Annotated in this window: 16 protein-coding genes; 6 read left to right on the plus strand and 10 right to left on the minus strand. The window is 50.1% G+C overall.

Annotated features, from left to right (window positions below; translation table 11 throughout):
* The first annotated feature begins 56 nt into the window (after positions 1 to 56).
* Entirely contained in the window at positions 57 to 935 is an 879-nt protein-coding gene (locus ACR9Y8_RS20150) for a hypothetical protein (RefSeq protein WP_481215048.1), read from the plus strand.
* A 71-nt stretch (positions 936 to 1006) separates the two neighbouring features.
* Here the strand turns inward: ACR9Y8_RS20150 and ACR9Y8_RS20155 are convergent, their stop codons facing one another.
* On the minus strand, positions 1007 to 1639 hold the full coding sequence (locus tag ACR9Y8_RS20155) for a polysaccharide deacetylase family protein (RefSeq protein WP_481215049.1): 633 nt from the start codon (positions 1637 to 1639) through the stop codon (positions 1007 to 1009).
* A gap of 97 nt (positions 1640 to 1736) precedes the next feature.
* Between ACR9Y8_RS20155 and gltX the strand changes: the two genes are divergently transcribed.
* Complete coding sequence (gltX, locus tag ACR9Y8_RS20160) at positions 1737 to 3269, plus strand: glutamate--tRNA ligase (protein ID WP_481215050.1); 1533 nt, start codon at positions 1737 to 1739, stop codon at positions 3267 to 3269.
* 76 nt (positions 3270 to 3345) lie between these two features.
* Here the strand turns inward: gltX and ACR9Y8_RS20165 are convergent, their stop codons facing one another.
* A complete protein-coding gene (locus ACR9Y8_RS20165) occupies positions 3346 to 5031 on the minus strand; it encodes a glutamine--tRNA ligase/YqeY domain fusion protein (RefSeq protein ID WP_481215051.1) in 1686 nt (561 codons plus the stop codon).
* A 145-nt stretch (positions 5032 to 5176) separates the two neighbouring features.
* Here ACR9Y8_RS20165 and ACR9Y8_RS20170 point away from each other — a divergent pair, with 145 nt between their 5' ends.
* The 3 genes from ACR9Y8_RS20170 (at position 5177) to fumC (ending at position 7965) form a co-directional block, all read left to right on the plus strand.
* A complete protein-coding gene (locus ACR9Y8_RS20170; protein WP_481215052.1) occupies positions 5177 to 5596 on the plus strand; it encodes a cobalamin B12-binding domain-containing protein in 420 nt (139 codons plus the stop codon).
* Between the two features lie 46 nt (positions 5597 to 5642).
* A complete protein-coding gene (locus ACR9Y8_RS20175; RefSeq protein ID WP_481215053.1) occupies positions 5643 to 6419 on the plus strand; it encodes an enoyl-CoA hydratase/isomerase family protein in 777 nt (258 codons plus the stop codon).
* Between the two features lie 142 nt (positions 6420 to 6561).
* Positions 6562 to 7965: a class II fumarate hydratase gene (gene fumC / locus ACR9Y8_RS20180; protein ID WP_481215054.1), complete on the plus strand. Its 1404-nt coding sequence runs from the start codon at positions 6562 to 6564 to the stop codon at positions 7963 to 7965.
* A gap of 134 nt (positions 7966 to 8099) precedes the next feature.
* Here fumC and ACR9Y8_RS20185 read toward each other — a convergent pair whose 3' ends face one another.
* From ACR9Y8_RS20185 to ACR9Y8_RS20220, 8 genes are all read right to left on the minus strand, one after another.
* On the minus strand, positions 8100 to 9071 hold the full coding sequence (locus tag ACR9Y8_RS20185) for a sulfite exporter TauE/SafE family protein (RefSeq protein ID WP_481215055.1): 972 nt from the start codon (positions 9069 to 9071) through the stop codon (positions 8100 to 8102).
* A 151-nt stretch (positions 9072 to 9222) separates the two neighbouring features.
* Positions 9223 to 12099 carry a TonB-dependent receptor gene (locus tag ACR9Y8_RS20190; protein ID WP_481215056.1) on the minus strand — a complete coding sequence of 959 codons (2877 nt, stop codon included), beginning with the start codon at positions 12097 to 12099 and terminating at the stop codon, positions 9223 to 9225.
* Positions 12100 to 12392: 293 nt separating this feature from the next.
* The gene (locus ACR9Y8_RS20195; RefSeq protein ID WP_481215057.1) at positions 12393 to 13046 is read right to left on the minus strand and encodes a lipoprotein signal peptidase; all 654 of its coding nucleotides are present in this window, start codon (positions 13044 to 13046) and stop codon (positions 12393 to 12395) included.
* 60 nt (positions 13047 to 13106) lie between these two features.
* Positions 13107 to 15605: a bifunctional UDP-N-acetylmuramoyl-tripeptide:D-alanyl-D-alanine ligase/alanine racemase gene (locus ACR9Y8_RS20200; RefSeq protein ID WP_481215058.1), complete on the minus strand. Its 2499-nt coding sequence runs from the start codon at positions 15603 to 15605 to the stop codon at positions 13107 to 13109.
* A gap of 29 nt (positions 15606 to 15634) precedes the next feature.
* Positions 15635 to 16609: a TerC/Alx family metal homeostasis membrane protein gene (locus tag ACR9Y8_RS20205; RefSeq protein WP_481215059.1), complete on the minus strand. Its 975-nt coding sequence runs from the start codon at positions 16607 to 16609 to the stop codon at positions 15635 to 15637.
* A 73-nt stretch (positions 16610 to 16682) separates the two neighbouring features.
* A complete protein-coding gene (gldG, locus tag ACR9Y8_RS20210; RefSeq protein ID WP_481215060.1) occupies positions 16683 to 19118 on the minus strand; it encodes a gliding motility-associated ABC transporter substrate-binding protein GldG in 2436 nt (811 codons plus the stop codon).
* 246 nt (positions 19119 to 19364) lie between these two features.
* A complete protein-coding gene (gene iscU / locus ACR9Y8_RS20215; protein ID WP_481215061.1) occupies positions 19365 to 19784 on the minus strand; it encodes a Fe-S cluster assembly scaffold IscU in 420 nt (139 codons plus the stop codon).
* A gap of 117 nt (positions 19785 to 19901) precedes the next feature.
* On the minus strand, positions 19902 to 21119 hold the full coding sequence (locus tag ACR9Y8_RS20220; protein WP_481215062.1) for an IscS subfamily cysteine desulfurase: 1218 nt from the start codon (positions 21117 to 21119) through the stop codon (positions 19902 to 19904).
* Between the two features lie 159 nt (positions 21120 to 21278).
* Between ACR9Y8_RS20220 and mce the strand changes: the two genes are divergently transcribed.
* Entirely contained in the window at positions 21279 to 21680 is a 402-nt protein-coding gene (gene mce, locus ACR9Y8_RS20225) for a methylmalonyl-CoA epimerase (RefSeq protein ID WP_481215063.1), read from the plus strand.
* Positions 21681 to 22000: the final 320 nt, after the last annotated feature.

Below are 22000 nucleotides of genomic sequence, written 5' to 3' on the forward strand. Positions count from 1 at the left end.
TAATGTAAAATTAAACCTTGGCACAAAGGTAAAGTCCTAAGAAAAACTATCCTATCATGAAAAGCTATTTTTGTTTCAATCGCATTTTTGCTGTGGTTATCGTACTGGTAGCTGTTGCCACCATCTTCTTCGCTTGCAGCAAAAGTAATGATGCGGCGGATCCCAAGACAGATCAGAATGATAATAAAGCCATTGCTGCGGCAGCCTATGAGGCACAGGCCAGCGCTTTGTATGATGACCTGTTTGATGTTGCCCTGCAGGGCAGCCAGGCTGAAGGCTATCATTCCAATGCCCGTTTAACTGACCAGGACAAAATAAATGGTAAGATAGGTACTTGCTGGCAGTCCAGCGTAGACGATGCTACCCCCGGTAAGTGGCCTAAAGTACTGACCATGGATTTCGGAACGCATTGCGTGGGAGAAGATGGCCGTGTACGCGCTGGTAAAGTGGTACTGACGATCAGCAATTTTGTGCTGTTACCTGGCGCCAAAGTGACTATCACACCGCAGAACTACACTGTAAACGGTATCAAAATAGAAGGTACCAAGGAGATCACAAACCTGAGCAGCAGCAACGGATTCAGCTATAAAACTGTTGTAACCGGCGGCAAGCTTACTTTGGACACTTTAACTTTCGGTTACACCTGCACCAAGACCATTTCACAAACAGATGGTACTGCTACCCCGCTCAATACCAATGATGATGTGTACAGCGGTACAGGTACTGCTACCCTGACTTATCCCGGCGGCAGCGCTGTTACCTATACTGTTAAAGAACCACTGGTAAAGGCACTGTCTTGCGCCTGGATCGGAAAAGGTACTGCAGATGTAACTTTTGACCAGATCACTGCCACTATCAATTATGGCGCTGGCGTGTGCGATGACTCCGCTACTATCAGCATCGGAGATAAAGTGAAGGGTGTAATCATGAGATAAATAAAAAGTAATAAATAAAAAAGAAAAACGCTTTCCCGCACAGGAAGCGTTTTTCTTTTTTATTTATTCTTTTACTTTTCAAAAGGTATCGCTTCCATTGCCCATTGCTGTTTCTTACAGAACTCCAGCACACGTGGAAGGGCATACGAAAGACGGTCCCATGCTTTGGTGCTGTCGTGGAACACAATAATAGACCCCGGTTTAGCCCTGAACACCACGTTCTGTACACAGGCTTCGCCCGTGATGGCCGTATCAAAATCCGCGCTTAAAACATCCCACATAATGATCTGTGTGCCAGGGACGGTGTTGCGGAGCTTTTTTACCTGGAAAGGCGTTATACGGCCATAAGGGGGCCTGAACAGGGGGGAATCAATATACTTGCGGGCTTCCAGTATATTCTCCAGGTATTTGGCAGTGCCGGTTTTCCAGCCGTTGAGGTGGTTATGGGTATGATTACCTACCGTATGGCCCTCTTCCAGGAGCTGCTGGTAGATCCTGGGGTGCTCTACCACATTTTTGCCTATACAGAAGAAGGTGCCTTTGGCGTCATATTTTTTCAGCTGCTCCATTACAAAAGGCGTGGCCTGCGGGTGGGGGCCGTCGTCAAAGGTAAGATACACCGCCCGGCGGGCTGGAGAGAGCTGCCAGGTACAGCTGCGATAGAGGGCTTTCAGGATGCCGGGTGTTTTAGCGAGATAGAACATTTGTATAAGTTTACAGTTGACAGTTTACAGTTGTCAGTGGCTTGTAACTGGCAACTGTAAACTGTCAACTGCCAACTAAATTACTACCTTTGCGCCTATGGAACACAAAAAAGTAAGGGTACGCTTTGCGCCCAGTCCAACGGGTGGTTTACACCTGGGCGGCGTACGCACGGTTTTATTCAACTACTTGTTTGCCCGGCAGCATAAAGGCGATTTTGTGCTGCGTATAGAAGACACGGATCAAACCCGTTATGTAGCGGGCGCTGAAGAATATATTATAGAATGCCTGCGCTGGTGCGGGTTGGAGGCTGATGAGGGACCGCACAAGGGCGGGCCTTATGCGCCTTACCGGCAGAGCGAGCGCAAGGAAATGTATCGCCAGTATGCAGAGCGGCTGGTGAAGAACGGAAATGCCTACTATGCATTTGATACCCCCGAAGAACTGGAAGAAATGCGGGCCCGCCTGAAAACGGAGGAGAACCCATCTCCCCAATATAACCACATTGTACGTCAGCAGATGCGCAACTCGCTGAGCTTGCCCGCTGATGAAACGGAGAAGCTGCTGGCAGCCGGTACGCCGCATGTAATACGTATTAACATGCCCGCTAATGAAGAGATCTCTTTCACAGATATGATCCGTGGCGAGGTGCATTTCAATACCGGTACGGTAGATGATAAAGTGCTGCTCAAAGCAGATGGTATGCCTACCTATCACCTGGCGGTGGTAGTAGATGATTACCTGATGAAGATCACACACGCCTTCCGCGGTGAAGAATGGCTACCTTCTGCACCGGTGCATATTATGCTGTGGCGCTACCTGGGCTGGGAAGCAGATATGCCCCAATGGGCACACCTGCCGCTGATATTGCGCCCGGATGGCAATGGTAAGCTCAGTAAGCGCGACGGCGACCGTTTAGGCTTCCCCGTATATGCCATGAACTGGCAGGACCCGCGCAGCGGCGAATTTACCAGGGGCTTCCGTGAAATGGGTTACCTGCCGGAGGCATTTGTGAACATGCTGGCCATGCTGGGTTGGAATGATGGTACCGAGCAGGAACTGTTCACACTTGATGAGCTGATAGAAAAGTTCTCTATGGAACGTGTGCACCATTCAGGCGCTAAGTTCAATGTTGAAAAGTCTAACTGGTTCAACCACCAGTATATACTGAAAGCAGATAATCAGCGGCTGGCAGCATTATTTATGCCGGTGCTGAAAGAGAAAGGCGTGCAGGCATCTGAAGAATATGTAGCCACTATTGCCGGACTGGTAAAAGAGCGTTGCAATCTCGTGAATGAAATATGGGATCATGGCTTCTTCTTCTTCCAGCAGCCGGAAACCTATGATGCAGCGGCGGTAAAGCCCAAGTGGAGTGAAGTAAAGCGCCAGTTCTTCCTGGACTGGGCTTCTGTGCTGGAAACGCTGGCAGACTTCTCGCTGACTGCGGTGGAAGAGAGCTTCAAACAGCTGGCCACTTCCATGAACATTAAAGTGGGGGAACTGCAGCTGCCTTTCCGTATTATGCTTTGCGGAGGCAAATTTGGCCCGCCGGTATTCAACATTGCCGAAACGCTTGGCAAGCATGAAACCATTGCCAGGATCATGAAGGCATTACCGGCATTTGACGTATGATCAATTGGATGTTCCTATAAAAGCAAGGGGCAGGTATAGTTTATATACCTGCCCCTTTTGTTTATCATTTGATCAGCTATTTTGCTTTCACGCTTTCATTCTTTGTTGCCTCTTTCGCCCAGGTATCTTTTAAGGTAACGGTGCGGTTAAACACCAGTTTCTCCGCGGTGGTATCCGGGTCTACGGTGAAATATCCTTTGCGCAGGAACTGGAACCGGTCGCCGGGTTTGGCGCTTGTGAGAGACGGCTCTATGTAAGCGTTAGGGATCACCTGTAATGAATCAGGATTGATGTATGATTTGAAATCACCTTCTTCATTACCCGGATCTTCCACTTTAAAGAGGCGGTCGTACAGGCGCACCTCTGCGGTGGCGGCATGAGCAGCGCTCACCCAGTGAATGGTACCTTTCACGTTAATACCGCTGGTGTCTCCGCCGCTGCGGCTTTCGGGCAGGTAAGAGCAATAGATGGTGGTAATGTTGCCTTCCGCATCTTTTTCCACGCTGTCGCATTTAATGATGTAGGCATACTTCAGGCGCACCAGCTGGCCGGGGGCGAGGCGGAAGAATTTCTTGGGCGGGTTTTCCATGAAATCTTCGCGCTCTATGTACAGTGTGTTGCTGAAAGGTACGATACGCTTACCGGCAGATTCATCTTCCGGGTTATTCTCTGCTTCCAGCTCTTCTACCTGGTCTGCCGGGTAATTGGTGATCACCAGCTTCACAGGGTCCAGTACGGCCATTACGCGGTTGGCGGTGCGGTTCAGCTCTTCACGTATAAAATATTCCAGCAGTCCTATTTCAATGATGTTGTCGCGTTTGGCCACTCCTACCCGGTCTGCAAAGGCGCGGATACTGGCGGGGGTATAGCCCCGGCGGCGCAGTGCGCTGAGGGTAGGCATGCGGGGATCATCCCAGCCGCGTACAAATCCTTCTTCCACCAGCTGTTTCAGTTTGCGCTTGCTCATCACCGTGTAGCTCAGGTTTAAGCGGGCAAACTCATACTGGTGAGAGGGGAAGATCTCCAGCTTCTCGATGAACCAGTTGTACAAGGGGCGGTGCGGTACAAACTCCAGGGTACAGATGGAGTGCGTGATATGCTCGATGCTGTCGCTCTGGCCATGTGCAAAATCGTACATGGGATAGATGCACCATTTTTCGCCGGTACGGTGGTGGTGAGCATGTTTAATGCGGTACATGATGGGATCGCGCATGTGCATGTTGGGCGAAGCCATATCCACTTTGGCGCGCAATACCTTTTCACCGTCTTTGTACTTGCCGTCGCGCATCTCCTGGAACAGCCGCAGGTTCTCTTCGATGCTGCGGTTGCGGTAGGGGCTATCCTTTCCGGGCTCCGTGGGCGTGCCCTTCAGGGCGGCTATCTCTTCCGGAGTAGAATCATCCACATAGGCCAGTCCCTTTTTGATCAGTGCTACGGCAAAATCATATATCTGTTCGAAATAATCGGATGCATAAAGCTCATTGGCCCATTCGTAACCCAGCCAGCGTATGTCAGCCTTGATAGACTCCACATATTCTGTGTCCTCTGTAACGGGATTGGTATCGTCAAAACGAAGGTTGGTCTGGCCTTTGTATTTTTGGGCAAGCCCAAAGTTGAGGCATATGGATTTGGCGTGGCCTATATGGAGGTAGCCATTAGGCTCAGGCGGGAAGCGGGTATGAACCCGGCCGCCGTTGACGCCGTTTGCTATATCATCTTCTACGATCTGTTCTAAAAAGTTGAGTGACCTTTCTTCGCTCATATCTAAGAGGTTGTGGTTTTCGGAACTGCAAAGGTAAGCAAAAATCAGCTCTTAGCCTTTAGCCGTTAGCTTTTAGCGGGCTAAGTGCTAAGAGCTAATAGCCAAGTGCTAAAAAATGCTACATTTACCCACGCAAAACCAAAAAATGAACGACCCTTTACATCGCCCGGTACGGGTATTGGTAGCAAAAGTTGGCCTGGACGGCCATGACCGTGGGGCCAAGGTAATAGCGGCCGCCCTGCGGGATGCCGGTATGGAGGTGATCTATACCGGGCTCAGACAGACCCCTGAGATGGTGGTGAATGCCGCTTTACAGGAGGATGTGGATGCTATCGGCATCAGTATATTATCAGGGGCCCATATGACGGTATTTCCCAGGATTATAGACCTGATGAAAGAGAAAGGTATGGATGATGTGCTGCTCACCGGCGGCGGCATCATACCGGATGCTGATATGCAGGCCCTGCAACAGCTGGGCGTAGGCAGGTTGTTCCCGCCGGGCACCAATACCCGGGAAATTGCCGGCTATATTACCAGCTGGGTAGGCGAGCACCGCAATTTCTAAGTCCATAGTTCTACGCAAACCAGGTTGACAAATAAAACCAAGCTTTATGTATCAAACGATCAGCACTACCTTAACAGATGAGATCTTAGTGATAACGATCAACCGTCCGGATAAGATGAATGCCCTGAACCAGCAGGTGATGGCGGAACTGGCACTGGCGGTGGATGAAGTGTACAAGAAAAAAGAGATCAGGAGCGCCATTATTACCGGCAGCGGTGAAAAGGCTTTTGTGGCGGGCGCAGATATCGCAGAGTTCCTGACCCTCTCCCCTGAACAGGGCGCAGAACTGGCTAAGAAAGGGCATACTATCTTCCAGCGCATAGAAGAATGTCCCAAGCCGATTATAGCGGCTGTGAACGGTTTTGCGCTGGGCGGCGGCTGCGAGCTGGCGATGGCCTGTCATTTTCGTATAGCCAGCAACAACGCTAAATTCGGTCAGCCGGAAGTGAACCTGGGCCTGATCCCAGGTTATGGCGGTACCCAGCGGCTTTCCATGCTGGTGGGCAAAGGCCGCGCCATGGAACTGATGATGACCGGCGATATGATCAGCGCAGCAGATGCCCTGAGCATGGGCCTGGTGAACCATGTGACAGAAAAGGAGGCGCTGCTGGACAAAGCCAAAGAGATCCTGAAAAAGATCCATAGCAAGGCCCCACTGGCTATTGCACGGGTGATCAAGTGTGTGCATGCAGCGCTGGACAAGGATGTGGATGGCTTTGCAACAGAGATAGACGAGTTTGCAGCCTGCTTTGCCACCAAGGATCTGCAGGAAGGCGCGGAAGCGTTTGTGCAGAAACGGCAACCCAGATTTACCGGCGAATAATTAATAATGAATAATTAAGAATTAAGAATTGCGAGACTGCAGTCGGCAGCTAAGTGTGCTCGGTTGAATACCCTGTAGCGCCGGTATTATTAATTATTAATTCTTAATTGTTAATTATTTTCGTGTCTCAAAATTCAAGCATATGGAATTCAGAATAGAGAAAGACACGATGGGCGAGGTGAAAGTACCCGTGAACGCCTATTATGGCGCACAAACCCAGCGCTCCATCGATAATTTCAGGATCGCCCAGGATATTAACAGGATGCCCAAAGAGATCATCAGGGCATTTGCCTATCTGAAAAAAGCGGCTGCGCTTACCAACCTGGATGCAGGCGTACTGCCCAAAGAGAAGGCGGAGCTGATCGGCAAAGTGTGCGACGAGATCCTGGAAGGCAAACTGGATAATGAATTTCCCCTGGTAGTGTGGCAAACCGGTTCCGGTACCCAGTCCAATATGAACGTGAATGAAGTGGTGGCTTACCGTGCACACGTGATCAACGGCGGTCAGCTTACCGACAAGGATAAGGTGGTGCACCCGAATGATGATGTGAACAAATCCCAGTCTTCCAACGATACTTTCCCTACCGCCATGCATATTGCCGCTTACAAAATGCTGGTGGAAGTAACCATTCCCGGTATCAAAAAGCTGCGTAACACGCTGGCTGAAAAAGCAGCTGCCTACAAGCACGTAGTGAAAATAGGCCGTACGCATTTCATGGACGCTACGCCGCTGACCGTTGGACAGGAACTGAGCGGTTATGTATCACAGCTGGATCATGGCCTGAAAGCCATCAACAACACCCTGGCCCACCTGAGCGAACTGGCCCTGGGCGGTACTGCCGTTGGTACCGGTATCAATACACCGAAAGGTTATTCTGAGAATGTAGCTAAGAAGATCGCAGAACTGACCGGCCTGCCCTTTGTAACTGCTGAAAATAAATTCGAGGCCCTGGCCGCTCACGATGCAATCGTAGAAGCGCACGGCGCCCTGAAAACAGTAGCGGTGAGCCTGATGAAGATCGCTAATGATATCCGTATGCTGAGCTCCGGCCCGCGTTCCGGTATCGGTGAGCTGTTCATCCCGGATAACGAGCCGGGTTCTTCCATCATGCCCGGTAAAGTGAACCCTACCCAGTGTGAAGCGCTGACCATGATCGCTGCACAGGTACTGGGCAACGATGTGGCCATCAACATCGGCGGTGCTACCGGCCATTTTGAACTGAATGTGTTCAAGCCGGTAATGATTTATAACTTCCTGCACAGCGCCCGCCTGATAGGCGACGGTTGCGTAAGCTTCAATGATAAATGTGCGGAAGGCCTGGCCCCGATAGAAGCCAACATTAAAAAGCACGTGGATAATTCACTGATGCTGGTAACTGCGCTGAATACGAGGATAGGATATTATAAAGCAGCAGAGATCGCGCAGAAAGCGCACCATGAAGGCACTACCCTGAAAGAGATGGCGGTGAAGCTGAGTTATGTTACGCCTGAGCAGTTTGACGAATGGGTAGATCCGGCTAAGATGGTGGGAGAGATAAAGATTTAGTCGAAAGATAAAAGCTGCAAGTCTCAAGCTGCAAGCTTCAAGCATTAACGTATAGTTCAGTTACCTGCATTAAGGCAGTTAACTAATGTACGGGATAGCGCTTGAAGCTTGCAGCTTGAGACTTGCAGCTTTTTTTATTTCGTGAAAGTTAAGACGATGGTGCGCAAGCTAAGCAGTATCACTAATACCGCTACCATGATCATCATGGGCTTGCGTTTTACGCGGCGTACCAGGATGGCGGCAAAGGGAGATGCGATCACCCCGCCGATCACCAGGCCTACAATGACCTGCCAGCTGCTGATGCCTGTGAATACCAGGAAAGTAGCAGCGCTGGATGCAGAGATGAAGAACTCAGCTGCATTCACAGAACCGATGGTATAGTGTACGGTACGGCCTTTGCTTAAAAGCGTAGAAGTAACGATAGGGCCCCAGCCGCCTCCGCCAATAGCATCCATAAAACCGCCAAAGAAGGCCAGCGGGCCGAGACGTTTTACTTTACTTTTGCGACGGTTGTTCTGCAAGGCTTTTTTCAGGATGATAATGCCGAGTATCATGAGGTATGCGCTCATGAACGGTTTGATAACATCTCCATCTATTTTGTCGGAAAGCAGATAGGCGCCAATGATAGCGCCTGACATACCGGGTATAAGCAGGTACAGGAACAGTTTCTTATTTACATTACCTAGTTTGAAATGCGCAATGCCGGATGCACCGGTAGTGAACACTTCTGCTACGTGTACACTGGCGCTTGCAATAGCAGGTGGAATGCCGAGGCCCAGCAGCAGGGAGGAAGAGGTGGCGCCATAGGCCATGCCCAGCGCTCCGTCCACTATCTGTGCGGCCAGTCCTACGCCTATGTAAAACAGCAACTGCGATGTAAAAAGGGATTGTATGAACTGGTATACCTTCGTTTGTGTGGCAGCAGGAACGCTATAGTAATAAGTGAACCATAAACCAATCACGGTAATGACTGATAACAAGACGATCAGCACCCATAACCCACGCTTTTTCTTATTCTCCTCATTGACCAGGGTTATGAGCATTTCCTGCCTTCTCAGGGTGGCCGGCTGTTGTTCCAGTTTATCTATCACCTCGTTATGCGACATAATACCTATTAGTTATATAGTCTATATAAATAATAGACTAAAGGTAATCTGAATAAGCAGCATATCCAAATAAATACAAAAAAAAGTCCCGGAAGGCACCCTCCGGGACAATAATGACTGGTTTCTGATACCATTCTGCAGTGTAGGCGTGCTATTTCAGTAAGCCGTCCAGCGTAATGGATGTATAATACAGCGCTCCGATGGTAGGACCGGCGGCGAACTGTATATAGCGGTGATTCAATATGTTGCTGCCTCCTACTTTCACAGTGGCGTTCAGTTTAGGGATCCGCAGGTTCACCTGGGCGTCTATAGTAGAATAGGCAGGTACGTTGCCGTTAGCCAGGGTGCTTTCCCAGTATAGGTTGTTCTGCCAGCGCCATACTACGTTGAAGCCCAGGTTTTTTACCACTTCCCGGTTGCTGAAAGACACGTTGGTCACCCAGTTGGGGGTATTGAAACCGGTTTGGAAGATATCCGGGTTGGGATTGTCTGACAGCTTATTGTAGTTGGCGTTGCCGGAAACGGTGAACTTTTTGTAGAAGATATAAGTAACACCGAGTGAAGACCCGTAACTGTTATAGGTATTCTTGGCGTTGGTATATACGCGGTAGCGGCTCTGCCTGGAGCGGGTCAGCATGTCGTATACAGCGGAATCCGAGCCTACTTTGCCGGTAGTGGGCACGGCCACTTCTACCTGGCCCAGGAAGCCCTTGTAGGAGTTGTAATAAGCATCGAAATCGAGGATCAGCTTATTATCCAGCAGTACGCTTTTGTAACCTACTTCGAAAGAGTTGATGCGTTCGGGTTGCATTACAGGCAGGTTGGCCACCTGCAATACGTCCCTGTTCCTGATGGCAGCGTCGCGGGCGCTCAGGCCGTTGGCCCTGTCTGCATTCACCGCGGCGGTGAAGAGATCGTAGGAAGCCAGGGTGTAGGAATTTTCCAGGAAGCCGATGCCATCGTTTACACGGGCCAGGCCGCCTACCCTGCGCACGCTGGCGTTGTTCAGGAAGGAGAGCGCTTCAAACAGTGCCGGGAAACGATAGCCATTCTGGAAAGAGGCTCTGAAATTGTGTTTCTCTGCCACCGTATACACTAAAGCTATACGCGGGTTAAATTTGGTGCTGAACTCCGGGTTGCGGTCTACACGGGCGGAGGCAGAGACCTTTAGCTTATCGTTAAAGAACAGTTTAGTGATCTGTCCAAATGCGCCGTATTTGGTATAATACTGTTTGTTACCGAAGGAGCCGTTCTTGTCGGCAATGGTCCTTTGGTCCAACGGACGGGAGAAGTCAACAAAGGTATTACCGTCAGGCGTTACCGCATAACGGCGATAGTCTGCACCTACCAGTATGTTGGCCCATTTGACCTGTTTAACATTATATTGGAAATCCAGGTGATAGGTGGTGCTGTACTGCCATACCGCTGCGCCGCCATTGGGAGCGCCGTTGGGCAGGGAAGCAGATTTCACATCCCAGTTATTGGAATTGACGATGGTATTCTTCAGTTGTTCAAATTCCGGTGTGCCGGGTTCGGCGCGGCCTGCATCAGCGGCGGCTCTTGCGCGGGCCATGGCAGTTACCAGGTCGGCCCCGCCATTCACCTGTGACTGCAGCTCACCCTGGAACTTAGCGCCCCAGTCGGCATTGCTGGCATGGCTCAGGTCAAGGCTGTAGGCCAATGGGTTCAGGTTGTAGGAGTGACCGGTATTTTCTTTCAGGATATAACCCCGCAGCAGCAGGTTATCTCCTCTCAGTTCTGCCTTATAATTCTGTACGGTGACGCCTTTCAGCTGGATACGGTTACCACGCTGGAATACGCCGTCCATAGTGCCGTAACGGTAACCAACAGACGCTTCCAGGTGATCGTTGATGCGGTAAAAGAGGCTTCCGTCTGCCTTGATGTTACGTACATCGGGGTAGATCAGGTCTTTTTCCAGGTAGCCGGTACGGGCCACGTTGAAGGTTTCCGTTTTACCGTTGCGGGTAATGGTGATGGCTTGCCTGGCCTGGCGGTCATCACCATAGCGGCTCCACTGGTCCTTGGCCGGGTTGTTATCGCCGGACAGCTCCGGGTATTTCGGGTTGGCGGTGGGCAGGTTCTGCGGGTTCTGATCGGTAAGGCCGTTGGCCACCCAATCGGTGCCTTTCATGGCGCTGAAGTTCACTTTAAAGGCCCATCTATTATTAAATGCTTTGGCATAGCGGATAGCGCCTTCGCGGAGAAAGCTCGGGTCCCGGTCCTTTCCATCCACATGGTTCACCCCACCTTTCATGTATATGCTTAAACCCTGGTACCTGAAAGGGCTTTTGGTTTGCAGGTTGGCCAGGCCGTTGATGGCGTTCATGCCGTAAAGCGCAGATGCTGCGCCTGGGGTGATCTCAACAGACTCAATATCCAGCTCAGTGGGGCCGATGGCGTTACCCAGGGGAACGCCCAGGGTGGCCGCCTGCATATCCACGCCGTCTACCAGCTGCAGGAAGCGGAAGTTATTGGGAACGTTAAAACCGCGGGTATTGGGTACTTTGAAGGTAAGGCTGGAGGTGAGCATCTGTACGCCTTTCACGTTTTCCAGCGCATCATAGAAGCTGGGCGCGGCCACTTCCTTGATGGCGCGGATGTCCAGCTTTTCTACTGCCACAGGCGATTTCAGGATGCTTTCAGATACGCGGGAGGCGGTTACCACCACTTCGTGGCCCAGCACTGTTTGGGTGGCGAGGGCTATCTGGAGGTTCTCTCCCAGGCTTTTCACCTCGAGTTCCTGCTGTTGAAAGCCAACGGAGGAGATCACCAGCGTGAAGGGCAGTTTGGACCGGGTACGCAGTTTGAAGTCGCCCGCTTTATCAGTGATGGTACCGGATACGGTACCTTTTACCTGTATGCTGACATCTGGCAGGGGCGCCTTATTCTGGTCGGTCACCTTACCTGATATTTCAATAAGGGTAGCGCTTTGGGCCTGCGACAGTGCGGGCAGCAGGAGCAAGAGCAGCCATAGGGATATATTTTGTAGACGTTTAGTGATCTGCATGATTTTTTATTTGGTGGATAAAGATTGATTGTGTGAACCAGCTGTGGGTGCGAAGGGGGAAAGGACTTCACCTGCAACAACATCGGTGAACAAACCGGCTGATATAATATCTCTTTAGCATAACCATATTAGTCTATAGAATTTGTGGACAAATGTAGTGTGAGGAATTTATTTTTCAAAGCAAGTGGGAAAAAAAGTCCTGAAATGATAGGAAGGGGTAGAAAGCAGAAGGGTTTGAACGTTTAAATTTTTAAACTTTCAAACCCTTCTGCTTTGAAAATGACGGATATATCTTATTCCACTGCGCCGTTTACAACGGGCTCATTCTGAGTGGATTCAGTTTCGATATGTTTGCTGAAAAAACGCTTCTGGAAGAGCAGGATGGTGATAACGCCGGTAGAAATGGCGGCATCCGCGATGTTGAACACCGGGCGGAAGAAGATGAAATAATCCCCGCCTTTGAAAGGGATCCATTTAGGCAGGTAGCCTTCATAGATGGGGAAGTAGAGCATGTCTACCACTTTACCGTGTAAAAAAGGCCCGTAACCGCCTTCTTTGGGCAGGAAGCGGGCGATATCATAGGTGCTGTCGCTAAAGATGATGCCATAGAACATGCTGTCTATCAGGTTACCCGCAGCGCCGGCCAGTATCAGGGAGCCACAGATCAGCAGGCCGGTATGGAAGTGCTGGCGCACCAGCTTTTTCATATACCAGAAACCGATCACCACGGCGGCCAGGCGGAAGAGCGTCAGGAGGATCTTACCAAAATCGCCGCCGAACTTAAGTCCATAGGCCATCCCTTCATTCTCAATGAAATGTATACGGAACCAGTTAGGAAAGATGATAAATTCCTGCTGCATGTACATATGGGTCTTGATCCAAAACTTCAGGGCCTGGTCAATGAACAGGATCAGTACGACTATGAATATTACGTGACGGTATTTCATCCGGTTATCTGCGTTATAATTTTCTCAAAAATAACAGTTTTATTTAAAGTGGGGGCAGGATCATTCTTCAAAATAGATCCTTTTTACCCTTTGGGAGATCCCGGTCAGGATCTCATAGGGGATGGTGTTCGCCCAGGTTGCCAGCTGTTGTACGGGCAGATCCTGGCCAAAAACGATCACTTCATCGCCTTCTGTTACCTCCGGGATATGAGTAACATCGAGCATCAGCATATCCATGGCCACCACTCCGGCAACAGGCGCCAGCTGGCCGCGGATCAGCATCTGGCCGCCGCCATTGCTGAGACAGCGGGGATAGCCATCAGCATAGCCTATACGAACGGTGGCGATAACCGAAGGACCTGTGGCGATCCATTTAGCGCCGTAGCCTACAGTATCTCCTACCTGCAGCTCTTTTACCTGGGCCACCGTAGTTTTGAGCGTGCTTACATTCCGCAGCTTTTCCTGCATTTCGCCGTTGTCTATACCGTACATACCGATGCCCAGGCGCACCATATCCAGCTGCAGGTCAGGATGGCGGTGTATGGCAGCGCTGTTGGAGATGTGACGGATACTGGTGTAGCCAAGGGCTTTTTGCAGTTCATGGCTCATTTCAAAGAACAGGCGGCCCTGCTGCTGTGTAAAGGCATCCTTCGCGGGATCTTCACTGGCCGCCAGGTGACTGAAGATGGACTGCACTTTCAGCCTGCCGCTCTCGGTGAGCATCAGGGCCAGGGCCGGGATGTCTTTCCTTTCAAAGCCCAGGCGGTGCATACCGGTGTCCAGCTTCACGTGGATGGGAAAATCCGTTTTACCGGCCACCCGTACTTCTTCTTCAAACAGCTGCAGGAGGTGAAGGGAGTAGATCTCCGGCTCCAGGTTCCATTGGAGGATGGCGCCAAAAGAGCTGGGTTCGGGGTTCATAACCATAATGGGCATGGTGATACCGGCCCTTCTGAGCTCCACACCTTCATCTGCATAAGCTACGGCCAGGTAATCTACACCATGGAACTGCAGCAGGTTTGCAATTTCAAAACTGCCACTGCCATAGGAAAAGGCCTTTACCATCGCCATTAGCCTGGTTGAGGGTTTCAGCAGCGACTGGTATTGTTTTACGTTGTGGGCCAGTGCGCTGAGATTTATTTCCAGTATGGTCTGGTGCGCTTTCTGTTCCAGCAATTTGCCGATGCGCTCAAACTCGAAGATGCGGGCGCCTTTAAGCAGGATGGTCTCGTGCTGGAAGTCCTGCGGGTTGAACTGCTGTATAAACGCTTCTGTGGTAAGGAAGAAATGGTTTTTCAATCCTTCTACCTGCTGGAAGCTCTTTTTTTCACGGCTGATATTTTTACCGATGCCAATGAACTTGTTGATGCCTTTTTTCTGCAGCAGGCCGGCTACTTCTTCATACAGGGAAGCGTCGCTCTTGCCGCTTTGCAGGATATCGCTGAGAATAACAGTGCGTGTGGGATGCTGCTGCTGTTGCTGTAAGAAATCCAGTGCAATGGTAAGTGAGCCCAGGTCTGAGTTGTAACTGTCGTTGATAACGGAGCAGTTGTTGATGCCCTGTTTCAGCTCCAGGCGCATGGCGATATTGCCCAGCTGGTCCATCCGTTGCTGTATCACGCTTTGTTCTGTGCCCAGGTAAAGCATGAGCGCCCAGCAGTGGATGGCGTTTTCTACGGAGCCTTCATCTACAAAAGGAATGCGTATATACAGGGGCGCATTTTTGTACAATGCATCAATGCGGGTGTGGGTCTGATCCTTGTCTACACTGATAATGCGCAGGTCTGCATCTGTTTTGCGCGACCAGGCCAATAGCTGAAGGCCTTCCTGGTTATCCCTTTTACCGATCTGGGTATGGAAGTTGAGCACGCACTCATTCAGTTCAAGATAATCCTTGCAGTAGATGAGGATATCGCTTTTGGTGAAGAGCACCAGCTTCTCGTTGATCTTTTGCCGTACGGTGAGAAAGCCTTCATTATGCGCTTCGCCGATGTTGGTGAAGATACCAATGCTGGGGCGGATGATCTTCTCAAGATGCTCCATCTCACCGGGCTGGGAGATACCTGCTTCGAAAATGGCCAGTTCATGTTCGGGCCGCATCTGCCACACAGACAGGGGCACCCCTGTTTGCGAGTTATAGCTTTTGGGACTGCGAACGATGTTGTAGTCTTTTTCCAGCAGCTGGTACAGCCATTCCTTGATAATGGTCTTGCCGTTGCTGCCGGTAATCCCGATCACCGGTATATGGAACTGATGGCGGTGCCAGGCTACCAGTGCGTGCAATGCCTGCATGGTATCTTTCACCAGGATGATATTGGCTTCAGGATACTGATCAAGCGGCAGATGCTCGCTGACAATAAAATTGCGCACTCCCTTTTCGTACAGATCGGGGATATACTGGTGCGCGTTCCGCCGGGTACTTACCAATGGAATAAAAAGCGAGGTCTCAGGAAAGATCAGTTTCCTGCTGTCCAGCAAAATATGCGCTATCTCCGGAAATCCTCTGTCCTGTAAAAGCTCCCCCTTCAGGATCTTACTGATATTTGCTGCGTTGTACATAGTTTGAATTAGCTGTTAGCTGCTGGCTTTTAGCTTTTAGCCGAATGCTCTTTTGCATGGTTTTCTGCCTCCAGCTTTTCCGGTACTCCTTCTTTCTGATGGAAGATAGAGTACAGGATAGAGCCGCCCAAACATAATACGATCACGATCAGGGATACATATACGGGCATATGGAAGTGAATGATCTCTGCGAGCATTTTAAGGCCAATGAATACAAGTACAATGGCGATGCCCTGCTGCAGGTAATCGAACTTGTCTACCGCTCCCCTTAGCAGGAAGAATAATGAGCGAAGGCCCAGAACGGCAAAAATATTGGAGGTATACACCACCAGCGGCACCTGTGAAATGGCAAACACTGCGGGTATGGAATCCAGTGCAAAGATGATATCTGTTACTGCCAGCATTACCACAACGATGGCAAGGGTGGTGAAATATATTTTGTCGCCTTTTTTAATGGTGAACCTGCCGTGTGGCTCTTCATGCGAGATCCGCATGTATTTGCTCATAAAGCGATAGGCGATGTTCTCTTCAGGTTTGAAATCGTCGTGCTGGTCTACTACGAACATCTTTACACCGGTGTATACCAGGAAAGCGCCGAAGATGTAAAGGATCCAGTAGAATTTAGCGATGAGCGCAGCGCCGATGGTGATAAAAATAGCGCGGAACACGATGGCCATCATGATACCAATGAGCAGCACGCGTGCGTAGCTGGTTTCTTTTACTTTAAAGAATCCGAATATGAGGATGAATACAAAGATATTGTCAATAGAAAGCGACCATTCCATCAGGTAGGCGCTGAGATAGCTGACAGCGATATTAGAACCGTTCTCAACCCATACAAATCCGAAGAATGCAAGTGAAAGGCCAACCCAGAAGCTGGTTTGAATGAGGGCTTTTTTAATAGAGATAGTGGTGGATTTTTTACTAAGTAAACCAAGATCAAAGATCAGGGCCAGGACGATAACAATGCCAAAGATCAGATACGTCCACTGTGTGGGTGTCATGCAGCCGGTTGTTGTTTAGTGAACAGCAAAGATAATGGATATAGTCAATAGTCCATAGTTCAGCAACTACGGACTATTCAAACCTGCGCTGGCGGATAAACTGGAACACCATTGCAAACAGCAGGATGAGGCCGACGGGAACCACGAAGCAGATTAGCTGCCATTTCGTCCGCTCCTGCTTTACTTTAGCGGCATCCAGCAGGCGCAGCGTAACTTCTTTGTTGCGGGTTTCCATAATGCCTGCGGTGTTGGTAAGATATTCGAGACAGTTGAGGAAAAACTCTTTATTGGCAAATACGTAGTCAGGATTAAAAGCGTTGATGCCCATCTGCATCGGGCCGTTTTTGCGGGAAACGGCATTGGAGATGATGTCGCCATCACCTACCACGATCATTTTTCCCGGTGCTGCGGCAGCGTCCAGGAAGGGCTGGCCGGATGCCTGTGTAATAGCCTGTTGCTGCGCCCGGTCAAGCCGGTTGCGGAACAGGGAAGGGAAACGGCCTTCCAGTAATACGGCAGCTGGGATGAATGATTCGCGGAACTCACGCGGGTTGGGCTTTGTACGGATACTTTCCCAGGTGATCTCTGCGGGCATCCTCACACGGCGGCTGCTGCGGGAGGAAGTGAGCAGGATGGTCTTGGTAATATCTCCGCCTTTAATAGTGTCTATAGAGCTGGTAAAGCGGCTCATCACCAGGTCCATATTTTTTACAATAGGATGGTTGCCGGTGGGTGAGAGCAGCGGAAAGTAGGGGAAAGGCACCGGTTGGATCTGCGGCTTGTTGCCTACATTGCCTACTACCAGCGGTACGATATCGGATTGCAGGTCCTGTATCAGATCAGGGTTCACCCTTACGCCGTAGCGGAAGAGCAGGTCTTCCAGGTTCAGTCCGCGGTCAAATGCAATGAAGCTGTTCTTGTCCTGGAGGCTGTCCATGCTGGCGTTCAGCACATCCAGGAACCAGATCACCTTACCGCCATGCATAATGTACTGGTCTATTTTCAGCTTATCATCGTCTGAAAAACGGCTGATCGGCTTGGCAAACAGGATCAGATCAAAATCTTTCGGGATATGCGAATTGTATTGTAAAGAGATCGTGTCCAGCGCGTAATTGCCCTGCACGGTGGTGAGTGCATCGTACACTTCTGCTCCCAGTGATTCGCCATTGCCCAGCATATAGCCGATGAGCGGTTTGTGTTGCTGCTGCAGTTTATAGATCGCATTCACGAATTGGTATTCCAGCAGGGCTTCGGAATTGCCCATGGCTGCCTGCGGGTCTTGTCCGCCCTGGCTTTTCAGCAGGTTCACCCCGACTGTTTTGTCTTTATAATGCACGAGGGCGCCGGGGAAGATGAGCTTTTCGCTATAGCCTTCGCTGGCTTCCTGCTGTACCTGCAGGTTAAAGGGCATGATGCCTTTTTCTACCAGCTGTTGCTGAAAAGCCATGCGGGCAGAGTCGGTAAGACCCTGACCCGGGTTCAGGATGGAGAAGCGGATGTTATTGCCGCCATATTCCCTGAACTCTTCCAGCAGTTCCTGGGTAGACTGGGCCAGCTGCCGGAAAGCAGCCGGGTAATCGCCTTTAAGGAACACTTCGATGGTAACGGTACTGTCTAGATTGCGCAGCAGTTGTTTGGTGGCGGGCGCCAGGGTATATCTTTTTTCGGCGGTAAGGTCTGCACGGCCATGTACATATGCCGCCAGCACGTTAACGCCGATCAGTATGGCCAGCACGGCGAGGGCCCGCTGGAAATATTTTTTTCGGTTGCTTACTCCCTGCCATACACGGCGTTGGAGGGATGTTCTGCTGAGGTAGAGCATCAGGATGATCACACTGGCAAAGTATACCAGGTCACGGCTGTCTACCACTCCCCTGCTGATGGAGGTATAATGGAACTTGATGCCCGCCATCTGCAGATAATAATCTGCGCCGCCTGAAAAGCCGGGTATTTTACTCAGTGCGTCAAAACCGTTATAGAAAAGGAAACAGGTGAATACAGCTACCAGGAAAGCCACTACGGCGTTGGTAGTGAGGGAGGAGGCCCATATGCCGATGGCGGTAAATACAGCGCCGAGCAGCAGAAGGCCCAGGTATGAGCCGGCGATACCGCCGTTATCGAGGTGTACCGGAGCAGTGCTGAGCTGGTGGATGGCCAGGTAATATACGGCAGTAGGCAGCAGGGAGATCAGCACGATGAGGGTGCTGGCCCAGTACTTGCCCAAAACGATCTGCCACCAGGAGAGTGGTTTGGTGCTAAGCAGCTCTATGGTACCGGAACGGAACTCGTCTGCAAAACTGCGCATGGTAATGGCAGGTATCAGCAGCAAATATATAATGGGCGCCAGCTCGAACAGGGGATCGAGGTTGGCGTAACCAAAGTCCAGCAGGTTGGTATCCGGAAATACGAACAATAACAATCCATTTGCCAGCAGAAAAAGGATAATGGCCACGTAACCGGTGATACTGCTGAAGAACTGGTGTATTTCCTTTCTGAAAATGGCTAGCATAAGAATTATTAAAAGTACAAATATATTAGAACGCTGGAATTCTTGCTCTTATTTTTCTTAGGGGGAAGAATTAGGGGAAAGGAAGGACATACCGCCTGTTATGGAGCAGATATAGGGAAACAAAGCATTGTTGGGGGATTGAAACAGGAGAATAAGTGCAGGTGATCTCATAGGATAGCGTAAGACAGATAGCCTTCCAGCTGTTGCATCATGCTAACAGCCAGGGGCTAAAAGCTAAGGGCCGGATCAGTGTACTGCGCTCTCTTCAAACTTCAGTTCTTCCAGGCCGTTCTTCTTACGGTAATCGTTGATCGCTGCCTTGATCGCATCTTCTGCAAGCACGGAGCAGTGGATCTTTACCGGGGGAAGGTTCAGCTCTTCCACGATGTCCATGTTGTCAATCTGCACGGCTTCTTCCACGGTCCTGCCTTTCAGCCATTCTGTGGCCAGGGAAGAGGAAGCGATGGCAGAGCCGCAGCCAAAGGTTTTGAATTTGGCATCGGTAATTACCTGTGTGGCGGGATCCACCTCTATCTGCAAACGCATCACATCGCCGCATTCAGGCGCGCCTACCAGACCGGTCCCTACCGTGTTCTTGCTTTTGTCCAGCGTGCCCACATTCTTTGGATTGTTGTAATGATCCAACACTTTTTCTGAGTAAGCCATTTGTTTGTGCTTTTAGCTGTCAGCTAAAAGCTTTTAGCTTTTTTCGGATATGGTCAATAGCTAAAAGTTTTCAGCCAGCAGTTCTGTTTATTAATGCTATGTTATCTACCAAAAATTTTAATGGTGCGCCCATTCAATGGAGTTCAGGTCCACCCCGTCCTTGAACATCTCCCACAGTGGGCTCATTTCGCGCAGCTTGTTCACTGTATCGGTCACTGCTGTGATTGTGTAATCGATCTGCTCTTCTGTGGTAAAGCGTCCCAACCCAAAACGAAGCGAAGAGTGTGCCAAATCATCGCCGAGGCCTAAAGCTTTCAGCACATAGCTGGGCTCGAGGGATGCGCTGGTACAGGCAGAGCCGGAAGAAAGGGCAATATTTTTATTAAAGCCCATCATCAGGCCTTCGCCTTCCACGTATTTAAAAGAGACATTGGTCATGTGTGGTAAACGTTGGGTGGCAGAGCCGTTCACGTACGATTCTTCCAGCTGCAGCAGCGCTTTTTCCAGCTTATCGCGCAGTACGGAAAGGCGTTTGCCCTCGGCTTCCATTTCCTGTTGGGCCAGTTCGCAGGCTTTACCAAAGCCAACGATGCCGGGCACATTCAGGGTGCCGGAGCGCATGCCTCTTTCGTGGCCGCCGCCGTCCATCTGGGCGGTTACCTTTACGCGGGGCGATTTGCGCCGCACGTACAGCGCGCCTACGCCTTTGGGCCCGTACATTTTGTGGGCGCTGAAGGCCAGCAGGTCTATGCCGTCTTTATGTACATCCACCGGTATTTTACCAACAGCCTGGGTAGCATCTGTCATCAACAGCACGCCGTGTTTGCGGGTGATGTGGCTAATCTCGCGGATAGGATTGATCACGCCTATTTCATTGTTGGCATACATTACCGCCACCATGATCGTTTGGGGCGTGATGGCTGCTTCCAGTTCTTTCAGATCGATCAGTCCTTCATGGTTCACTTTGAGATAAGTAATGGAAGCGCCTAGTTTCTCCAGGTGTTTACAGGTATCGAGTATTGCTTTGTGCTCTATCTCAGTGGTGATGATGTGATTGCCTTTGGCTGCATACATTTCGAACACGCCTTTCAAAGCGAGGTTATCAGCCTCTGTAGCGCCTGAAGTGAAAATGATCTCTTTTGGATCAGCGCCGATCAGTTTCGCCACCTGTTCACGGGCATAGTCCACTGCTTCTTCTGCCGCCCATCCGAAGGGATGATTACGGCTGGCTGCGTTACCAAAGTTTTCAGTGAAATATGGTAACATGGCTTCCACCACTCTCGGATCGCAGGGAGTAGTAGCGTTATTGTCCAGATAAACAGGCAGCTTCAGCATATAGATACAATTCTTTATATTAAGAAGGCAATCTTCACAAATTTACTATTAAACTACAATTTTTCCCCCGGCTCCTCATCTATATATCTGATAGGCGGATAGAATGGCTCTATGGGATTCCGGATTTTTTATGAACTTACCGGATCTAAAAAACTTTGCATGTTAAAAGTTGAACACATTGGTATAGCGGTCGCTTCGCTCAAGGATGCAGTGCCTTTATTCGAGAAATTGTTGAATAGTCCCTGTTATAAAACGGAGATAGTGGAAAGTGAACAGGTGCAGACTGCTTTTTTCAGGCAGGGAGAAACCAAGATAGAGCTGCTGGAGGCTACGGGGCCAGACAGTGCTATCGCCCGGTTTATTGAAAAAAAAGGGGCGGGTATGCATCATATTGCATTCGAGGTGAACAATATTGAGGAAGAAATGCAACGCCTGGCGGCTGCGGGTTTCACGCTCCTGCAAGACAAGCCCAAGCGTGGCGCCGATAATAAACTGATCTGCTTCCTGCACCCGAAAGACACCAACGGCGTATTAGTTGAATTGTGCCAGGAGCAAGCATAAGCGGCAAATCGTATACGTATATGATCGATGGTAGGCAGCCATTTTTCTCAGGAGATGACGCAAGAAATCGTACCGTGAAAAACGCAGTTTTTATCGCATTAAAACCGGATAATATACGAGGGATTTACTTTTGGACGAATATTTGTTATTGAGTTGATAACCAGCTGATTGTTTGTGATGAAAAATTTTCCATTTTAGTAAATCCAAACATGAATCAGCCTCGTAAATAAGTATACGAAGGGCGGAAATGAAGAGACAGCCGCGTAGCGGGCCCTCGCAAAACAAAAGCCTAAGTAGGTATATGGGAAGCGAAACGGAAG

This window comes from Chitinophaga sp. SVR4-12A, assembly GCF_056754765.1.

Bases quoted from the DNA above. Each gene is read 5' to 3' on its own strand.
- ACR9Y8_RS20150 (WP_481215048.1), top strand. From the start codon at position 57: ATGAAAAGCTATTTTTGTTTCAATCGCATTTTTGCTGTGGTTATCGTA.
- ACR9Y8_RS20155 (WP_481215049.1), bottom strand. From the start codon at position 1,639: ATGTTCTATCTCGCTAAAACACCCGGCATCCTGAAAGCCCTCTATCGC.
- gltX (WP_481215050.1), top strand. From the start codon at position 1,737: ATGGAACACAAAAAAGTAAGGGTACGCTTTGCGCCCAGTCCAACGGGT.
- ACR9Y8_RS20165 (WP_481215051.1), bottom strand. From the start codon at position 5,031: ATGAGCGAAGAAAGGTCACTCAACTTTTTAGAACAGATCGTAGAAGAT.
- ACR9Y8_RS20170 (WP_481215052.1), top strand. From the start codon at position 5,177: ATGAACGACCCTTTACATCGCCCGGTACGGGTATTGGTAGCAAAAGTT.
- ACR9Y8_RS20175 (WP_481215053.1), top strand. From the start codon at position 5,643: ATGTATCAAACGATCAGCACTACCTTAACAGATGAGATCTTAGTGATA.
- fumC (WP_481215054.1), top strand. From the start codon at position 6,562: ATGGAATTCAGAATAGAGAAAGACACGATGGGCGAGGTGAAAGTACCC.
- ACR9Y8_RS20185 (WP_481215055.1), bottom strand. From the start codon at position 9,071: ATGTCGCATAACGAGGTGATAGATAAACTGGAACAACAGCCGGCCACC.
- ACR9Y8_RS20190 (WP_481215056.1), bottom strand. From the start codon at position 12,099: ATGCAGATCACTAAACGTCTACAAAATATATCCCTATGGCTGCTCTTG.
- ACR9Y8_RS20195 (WP_481215057.1), bottom strand. From the start codon at position 13,046: ATGAAATACCGTCACGTAATATTCATAGTCGTACTGATCCTGTTCATT.
- ACR9Y8_RS20200 (WP_481215058.1), bottom strand. From the start codon at position 15,605: ATGTACAACGCAGCAAATATCAGTAAGATCCTGAAGGGGGAGCTTTTA.
- ACR9Y8_RS20205 (WP_481215059.1), bottom strand. From the start codon at position 16,609: ATGACACCCACACAGTGGACGTATCTGATCTTTGGCATTGTTATCGTC.
- gldG (WP_481215060.1), bottom strand. From the start codon at position 19,118: ATGCTAGCCATTTTCAGAAAGGAAATACACCAGTTCTTCAGCAGTATC.
- iscU (WP_481215061.1), bottom strand. From the start codon at position 19,784: ATGGCTTACTCAGAAAAAGTGTTGGATCATTACAACAATCCAAAGAAT.
- ACR9Y8_RS20220 (WP_481215062.1), bottom strand. From the start codon at position 21,119: ATGCTGAAGCTGCCTGTTTATCTGGACAATAACGCTACTACTCCCTGC.
- mce (WP_481215063.1), top strand. From the start codon at position 21,279: ATGTTAAAAGTTGAACACATTGGTATAGCGGTCGCTTCGCTCAAGGAT.